Source organism: Microbacterium sp. B19, assembly GCF_000333395.1.
In the GTDB taxonomy this organism is placed as follows: Bacteria; Actinomycetota; Actinomycetes; order Actinomycetales; family Microbacteriaceae; genus Microbacterium.
In genome coordinates, this window is the sequence record NZ_BADA01000480.1 from 1 (window position 1) to 7,337 (window position 7,337).

Annotated in this window: 6 protein-coding genes; 1 reads left to right on the forward strand and 5 read right to left on the reverse strand. The window is 71.8% G+C overall.

What is annotated here, in order from left to right; all coding sequences use genetic code 11:
• Positions 1-1,044, reverse strand: a 1,044-nt coding sequence (locus tag I5G_RS23135) for a methionine--tRNA ligase (RefSeq protein WP_022880077.1), incomplete at its 3' end; no start/stop codon positions are given.
• Between the two features lie 48 nt (positions 1,045-1,092).
• On the reverse strand, positions 1,093-1,911 hold the full coding sequence (rsmI, locus tag I5G_RS16675; protein ID WP_022880078.1) for a 16S rRNA (cytidine(1402)-2'-O)-methyltransferase: 819 nt from the start codon (positions 1,909-1,911) through the stop codon (positions 1,093-1,095).
• A gap of 23 nt (positions 1,912-1,934) precedes the next feature.
• On the opposite strand from rsmI, the gene I5G_RS16680 reads away from it, so the two are divergent.
• Positions 1,935-3,497: a dolichyl-phosphate-mannose--protein mannosyltransferase gene (locus tag I5G_RS16680; protein WP_026096022.1), complete on the forward strand. Its 1,563-nt coding sequence runs from the start codon at positions 1,935-1,937 to the stop codon at positions 3,495-3,497.
• 99 nt (positions 3,498-3,596) lie between these two features.
• Here I5G_RS16680 and I5G_RS16685 read toward each other — a convergent pair whose 3' ends face one another.
• The 3 genes from I5G_RS16685 to I5G_RS23140 form a co-directional block, all read right to left on the reverse strand.
• Positions 3,597-5,414, reverse strand: coding sequence for a thioredoxin domain-containing protein (locus tag I5G_RS16685; RefSeq protein WP_026096023.1), 1,818 nt, complete (start codon positions 5,412-5,414; stop codon positions 3,597-3,599).
• A gap of 14 nt (positions 5,415-5,428) precedes the next feature.
• On the reverse strand, positions 5,429-6,265 hold the full coding sequence (locus I5G_RS16690) for an aldo/keto reductase (protein ID WP_022880081.1): 837 nt from the start codon (positions 6,263-6,265) through the stop codon (positions 5,429-5,431).
• A 50-nt stretch (positions 6,266-6,315) separates the two neighbouring features.
• Positions 6,316-7,337: aminotransferase class I/II-fold pyridoxal phosphate-dependent enzyme (locus tag I5G_RS23140; RefSeq protein ID WP_022880082.1), on the reverse strand; the 1,022-nt coding region annotated here is incomplete at its 5' end.

Sequence of the window (7,337 nt, forward strand, 5' to 3'; positions counted from 1 at the left end):
CGTACGGCGGTCCCGCGTAACGGCGGGCCACGCGTAACGGTTCGCGCAGAGCGGCGGTGCCGCGGCGGCCTCTTCGCCCCGCGGCACCGCTTCGCTCAGTGCTCCCGGAACTCGGGGCGATCGCTGCCGGTTCTCGCCGCCGACCAGCAGCCAGCCGTGCGCGAAGACGCCGCGGGGCACCTCGAGCCCCGCCGCCATCAGCATCGCGGGCCAGATCACGGCGTGGAAACGCAGGATGTCCTTGCCCACGACGTGGTACGCGGGCCAGCGGCGCGCGAACTCCTCGGGGTCGCTGCCGTACCCGACGGCCGTGGCGTAGTTCAGCAGCGCGTCGACCCACACGTAGATGACGTGCGAATCGTCCCACGGCACCTGGATGCCCCAGTCGAACGTCGACCGCGAGATCGACAGGTCTTTCAGGCCGTTCTTCACGAACGACACGACCTCGTTGCGCGCCGAGTCGGGCCGCACGAAGTCGGGCACCGAGCGGTAGAGCTCGAGCAGCGGCTCCTGGAACTCGCTGAGCTTGAAGAAGTAGTTCTTCTCCTGCAGCAGTTCGAGGGGCTTGGAGTGGATCGCGCAGACCTTCAGGCCCTCGAACGGGCCCTCGCCGTCGACGATCTCGGCCTCGGTCTTGAACTCTTCACAGCCGACGCAGTACAGCGCCTCGAACTCGCCCGCGTAGATGTATCCGCGGTCGTACAGCGCCTGCACGAACTTCTCCACGCGCTCCTCGTGGCGCGGCTGGCTCGTGCGGATGAAGTCGTCGTTGGCGACATCGAGGGTCTTCAGCAGCGGGAACCACGACTCGCTGACGAGCTTGTCGACCCACTCCTGCGGCGTGTGGTTGTTCGCCGCCGCGGCGCGCATCATCTTCTGACCGTGCTCGTCGGTGCCGGTGAGCATCCAGGTGTCGTCGCCGGACTGCCGGTGCCACCGCGCGAGCGCGTCCACCGCCACCGTCGTGTAGCCGTGCCCGATGTGGGGCACGTCGCTCGGGTAGTAGATCGGCGTGGTGATGTAGAAGGAACGGCCGGAAGTCACCCCAGGATTCTACGGGGGACGGCCGACACGTCCGGCCGTGTGTCGGCGTCAGCCCTTCACCGCGAGCGCCGCCTGGTACAGCTCGCGCGACGAGTGCCCGGTGAGCGACGCGACCTCGGCCGCGGCCTCCTTGAGCCGTGCGCCGTCGCGCACCAGTTCGAGCACCTGGGTCACGGCATCCGGGAACGCCACCTCGCGGGCGGACGCGCCGCCGACGACGATCGCGATCTCGCCGCGCACGCCCTCGGCCGCCCACGCGGCGAGCTCCGCCAGCGTGCCGCGGCGCACCTCCTCATGGAGCTTCGTCAGCTCGCGGCACACGGCGGCGGGACGGTCGGCGCCGAACGCGGAGGCGAGATCGTCGAGAGTGGATGCCAGCCGCGACGGCGACTCGAAGAACACCAGGGTCCGCGTCTCGGCGGCGAGGTCGGCGAACGCCCGGCGGCGCTCGCCGGGCTTGCGGCGCGGGAACCCCTCGAACGCGAAGCGGTCGGTGGGGAGTCCCGCGACGGCGAGGGCGGTGACGACGGCGCTCGGGCCCGGAATGGCCGTGACGGTGACGCCCGCCGCGGCGGCGGCAGCGACGAGCCCGTATCCGGGATCGCTGACCGTCGGCATGCCGGCGTCGCTCAGCACGAGCAGGTCGTCCTCGCGGGCGAGTTCGACGAGCTCGGCCGCGCGTTCCTTCTCGTTGTGGTCGTGCAGCGCGAGGAGCCGCGGCCGGTTCGCGATACCGAGACCGGCGAGCAGCCGCTGAGTCGTGCGGGTGTCCTCGGCCGCGACGACCGTGGCGTTCTCGAGCGCCTCGACCAGGCGCCGCGACGCGTCGCCCAGGTTTCCGATGGGGGTCGCCGCCAGGATGATCACCGCCCCACCTTATGCTGGGGGCCGTGACCGCCGTCCCCCCGCTCCTGTCCTCGGACGAACGGACGCGCCTCGACCGCTGGCGCGACAGCCTCCTCGCCGACCCCCGCAGCGCACGACGGTGGCGCTGGCTCGCCCCGACGCTCATCACGCTGATCGCCTTCCTCCTGCGCATCGTTAACGTCGGCAAGCCGCACCAGCTGGTCTTCGACGAGACGTACTACGTGAAGGACGGCTGGAGCCAGTGGCTCCTCGGGTTCCCGTCGAATTGGCCGGGCGGGGCCGACGAACGCTTCGCCGCGGGCGACACGGACTTCTTCACGGGGGTCGGCAGTTACGTCGTCCACCCGCCCCTCGGTCGCGTCTTCATCGGTGCGGGCATGGCGCTGTTCGGCGCGGACTCCTCGACCGGGTGGCGGATCGCCGCCGTCGTCTTCGGCACGGCCACGGTCCTGCTGGTGTACCTGCTCGCGAAGACGCTCACCGGGTCCCTCGTCTTCGCGTCCGTGGCATCCGGTCTCATGGCGATCGACGGTCTCGGGATCGTGCTGAGCCGCGTCGCTCTGCTCGACGGCTTCCTGACCTTCTTCATCGTGCTGGCGATGTGGTTCCTCGCCCTGGACCGGCGGGCCATGCACGAGAGGTGGGCAGCGCGCGAGCCGCGCGAGTCGACGTGGGGCCCGCTGTTCTGGAACCGCCCGTGGCTGCTGGCCACCGGCGTCGCGGCGGGCGCGGCCACGGCGGTGAAGTGGTCGGGGCTGTACGTCATCGCCGGCATCGGCATCTACGTCGTGATCACCGATGCCCTCGCGCGCCGTCGCGCCGGCGTGGTGCAGTGGCCCGTCGACGCGGTGCGGCAGGGACTCGTGTCGTTCGTGCAGCTCGTGCCGCTCGCGGCCGTCGTGTACCTCGCGAGCTGGTCGGGGTGGCTCTTCACGGACGGCGGTTACGACCGGCACGCGCTCGACGCGACGCCCGCCACCGGCTTCTGGGCGTGGGTGCCGCTGCCGTTGCAGAACCTCTGGGGCTACCACCAGTCGATGTACGCGTTCCATGTGGGCCTGTCGACGCCGCACTCGTATGCGAGTCCCGCGTGGCAGTGGCCGCTGATGATCCGCCCGACCTCGATGTACTGGCATCAGGACGATTTCGGGGTGAATGGATGCCAGCTCCCCAGCGGGTGCACCGAGGCCATCTCGAGCATCGACAACCCGCTGCTGTGGTGGGCCGGCATCGCGGCATCCATCTATCTGCTGGTGCGGTTCGTCCTGCTGCGCGACGGACGCTACGGCCTCGTGCTCATGGGCCTCGCGGCGACCTACGTGCCGTGGCTGCTGTACCCCGAGCGGACGATCTTCCAGTTCTACACGGTGGCGATGGTGCCGTTCCTCGTGCTGGCACTGACGTTCGCGCTGCGCGACCTGGCCCGCGGTCCACGCTCGATGCCGCGGGCGAACGGGCAGGCGTGGGTCGTGGTGTTCCTCGCGGTGTGCGTCATCCTCTCGGCGTTCTGGTACCCGGTGTGGACGGCACTGCCCGTGCCCTACGAGTTCTGGCGCCTGCACAACTGGATGACGACCTGGGTCTGAGTCCGGGCTCGTCTTCGTTCGCAGATCCGCGCGAAGCTCGCAGGATTCGGCCGGAATTCTGCGAAGAACGTGGAATTCTGCGAAGGTCGGCGCGCGTGCTCAGACCAGCGCCGCCGGGTCGGTCGTGGGCAGCGCGCACGTGAACGCGCGGCAGTCGTATGCCGTGGTGGCTCCGTCGCGCGAGACCTTGCCCTCGAACAGCTCGAATCCGGCGCGGGCGAAGTCCTGCGCCTGCGCGGGTGTGACCACCGCGACCACGTCGGCGGCGACCCGGCGCGCGGCGTCGGCGAGGGCGGCATCCGTCTCGCCTACGACGACCACCTGACGCGGCGGCGTCGCGAGACCGAGGGCGACGTCGAGGATCGCACCGTACGCGAGCGGCGCCGCGAGGGCCGCGGGCGCGGCGGCGCGGACCAGGGACTCGGCCGCCTCGCGGTAGCGCTCCCCCGCCCCGAGACGCCAGAGGTCGAGGGCCGCGGCGGCGAACGCCGACGGACCCGAGGGTGCCGCGCCGTCGCTCGGGACCCCCTGCGGTTGCATGCCCTGCACCGCCAGCACGGGGTCGCCGCCGCCGGGCGGACGGATGCCATCGGCCGAGAGGCACGCGTCGACCAGGGCCCGCGCCCTCTCGGCGTACGCGACCTCGCCGGTGACGCGTCCGAGGGCGAGGAGGCCGCGGGCGAGGCCGCCGTAATCCTCCAGCGTCGCCGGGGCGGACGACCGGATCTCGTCGAGCGAGGCGCGGCGCAGCGTCCCGTCGTCGGCGACGTTGTTCTCGAGCACAGTGTCGGCGGCCCAGCGCGCGGCCTCGACGAACCGCGGATCGGTACGGGCGCCGGCCGCGGCGAGCGCCGCGATCGCGTGTCCGTTCCAGCCGGTGACGACTTTGGCATCCAGGGCAGGCGGCGCGAGGTCGGCGCGATCGGCGGCGCGGTAGTAGCCGCCCTCGGACCGCTGGCCGTCGATGATGGACTCCGAGTCCTGCGCGGCGGCGATCCCGCCGGAGGGCAGCTGCAGCACGTCGACGAGGAACCCCGCGGTCTCGGCGGCGGTCGCGTCGTCGCCCGCGGCGAGGGCGACCTCGATGAGCCCGGCGTTGTCGCTGAGCATGCGCTCGTAGTGCGGGACGGTCCAGTCGCGGCGGGTGGCGTACCGGAAGAACCCGCCCTCGACGGGGTCGCGCAGCTCCGACGCCGTCATGGCGGACAGAGCGCGGGATGCCACTCCCGCGGCGTCGGGGACGAGGGACGTCAGCGCGGGGTGCTGCAGCAGCCGCAGCACCGGGGTGTTGGGGAACTTCGGGGAGTCGAGGGAGGCGCCGGCGGCGAATCCGCCGAACTCGCGGTCCTCCCGGGACACGACGTCGGCCACGGCGGCGGCCAGCGCGTCGGCGGCGGGGACCGCGTCGGCAGCGGCGGGAGCCGCGGACGCGAGGGCTTCGCGGAGCGAGGCGCCGGTGGCATCCACTTCTCCGCGCCGCTCGGTCCACGCCTCGCGCACGGCGGCGAGCACCTGCCGGAACGACGGGAGCTGCCCGCGCGGCTGGGGCGGGAAGTAGGTGCCGGCGTAGAAGATGCGGCCCTCGGGCGTGGCGAACGCGGTCAGCGGCCAGCCGAGGTGGGGCGTGAACGCCGAGGCGGCGTCGAGGTACGCCGCATCGACGTCGGGATGCTCTTCGCGGTCGACCTTGATCGCCACGAACCCGTCGTTGACGAGCGCGGCGGTCTCGGCATCCTGGAACGACTCTCGCGCCATGACGTGGCACCAGTGGCAGGTGCTGTACCCGATCGAGACGAGCACGGGCACGTCGCGCCGGGCCGCGACGGCGAACGCCTCGGGCCCCCAGGGGAACCACGCGACGGGGTTGTCGGCGTGGGCCCGCAGGTAGGGGCTCGAGGCGTTCGCGAGGCGGTTCAGTGTCTCGTCCGTCCTCAGTTGAGGTCGTCGGGGTGCGTGCCGACGCGGCCGGAGTCGTCGCCCGGGTCGATCTGGTCGATCGCAGCCATCTCGTCGGCGGTGAGCTCGAAGTCGAACAGGTCGAAGTTCTCCTCCAGGCGCTCGCGGCGCACCGACTTCGGGAACACGATGAGGCCGTGCTGGATGTGCCAGCGCAGCACCGCCTGGGCCGGCGACTTGCCGTGCGCCTCGGCGGCGTCCTTCACCGCGGGGATCTCGAACAGGTCGTACTTGCCCTGGCCGAGGGGGCCCCACGACTCGATGTGCATGTCGTGCTCCGCGCCCCATGCGCGGATCTCGCGCTGGCTGAGCGCCGGGTGCAGCTCGATCTGGTCGACCACCGGGGTGACACCGGTCTCGGCGACGATGCGGTCGAGGTGCGGAACGAGGAAGTTCGAGACGCCGATCGAACGGGTCTTGCCCGCCTCGCGGATCTCGATCATCTTCTGCCACGCGTGCACGTAGTTGTCGTTCTTCGGCGTCGGCCAATGGATGAGGTACAGGTCGACCGCGTCGAGGCCGAGCTTCTGGAGGCTCTCGTCGATCGCGGCGTGCGGCTCTTCGCCGTCGTGGCGGTCGTTCCAGAGCTTGGTCGTGATGAAGAGCTCGTCGCGCGGGATGCCGCTGGACGCGATGGCGCGGCCGACACCCTCTTCGTTGCGGTAGATCGCGGCGGTGTCGATGTGGCGGTAGCCGACCTCGAGGGCCTCGGACACGGCGCGCTCGGCGTCGTCGGCGGGCACGAGGAACACGCCGTAACCGAGCTGGGGGATGGAGTTTCCGTCATTGAGCTGGACAGAGGGAACAGTCATGGCATCCACCCTAGAAGCCCCCGCCGACATCGGCTCCGGGGTTGACGCGTCTACGCCAGCGGTGCGGCCGACGCGGCTCGCGCGAGCGCCTCGGCGACGAGCCGGACGTTCTCCACGACCGAGCCCGCCGTGACGCGCACCCGGCCGCCGGCCGGCGCATCCGCCGCGGGATCGATCACGAACGGCGCCCCCGCGGCGATGCCGATGCCCTCCGCCGCCGCATGCACGAGCGCCGCGCGTTCGTCGCGCACCGGCATCCAGAGGTTGATGCCGTCGGGGTCGCCGACGTCGATCCCGAGGCGACGGAGTGCGGCGGCGAGCCGGTCGAGACGGTCGCGGTAGATCAACCGGGCGGTGGCCACGGGCGCGGTCGAGCGCGGGTCGGTGAGCAGTTCGTACAGCACCGACTGCAGCAGCCGCGACGTCCAGCCGGGACCGAGCATGCGACGGCGCACGATCCGGTCGACGATCGCGGACGGACCGCCGAGCGCCGCGATCCGCAGGTCGGGGCCGTGCGACTTGGAGAAGCCGCGCACGTGCACGACCTGGGCCGGGAGCCACAGCGCGAGCGTGACGGGCGGGGCGCTCGCGATGAGGGCGGAGTGGTCGTCCTCGATCACGGTGACCCGCGTGCCGCCGGGGATGCTCAGCAGCACGTTCGCGAGGCGCCGCGCGCGTTCGAGCGACATCGACACCCCCGTCGGGTTCTGCGCGCGCGGCTGCAGCAGCACCGCGGACGGTCCGAGGGCGAGCGCGCGGGCGAGCGAAGCCGGGAGCACGCCGTCGGCGTCGGTCTCGAGCGTCACCGGGACGGCACCGGCGGCCTCGATGAGGTCGAAGAAATAGGGGAACCCGGGCGACTCCACCGCGACGCGGTCGCCGAAGCGCACCACCTGATCGAGGGTGCGGGAGATGCCGTCGAGCGCGCCGTCCACGACGGTCAGCGCCTCCACACCGCGCACGGGCCACTGGTCGCGGAGCACGTCGTACAGATCGGGCAGCACCGGCAGGTCGTGATAGCGGCCCGTGTCCGCGCGCGGCCGGGCCAGGGCGAGCGCCCGCTCGATCGAGG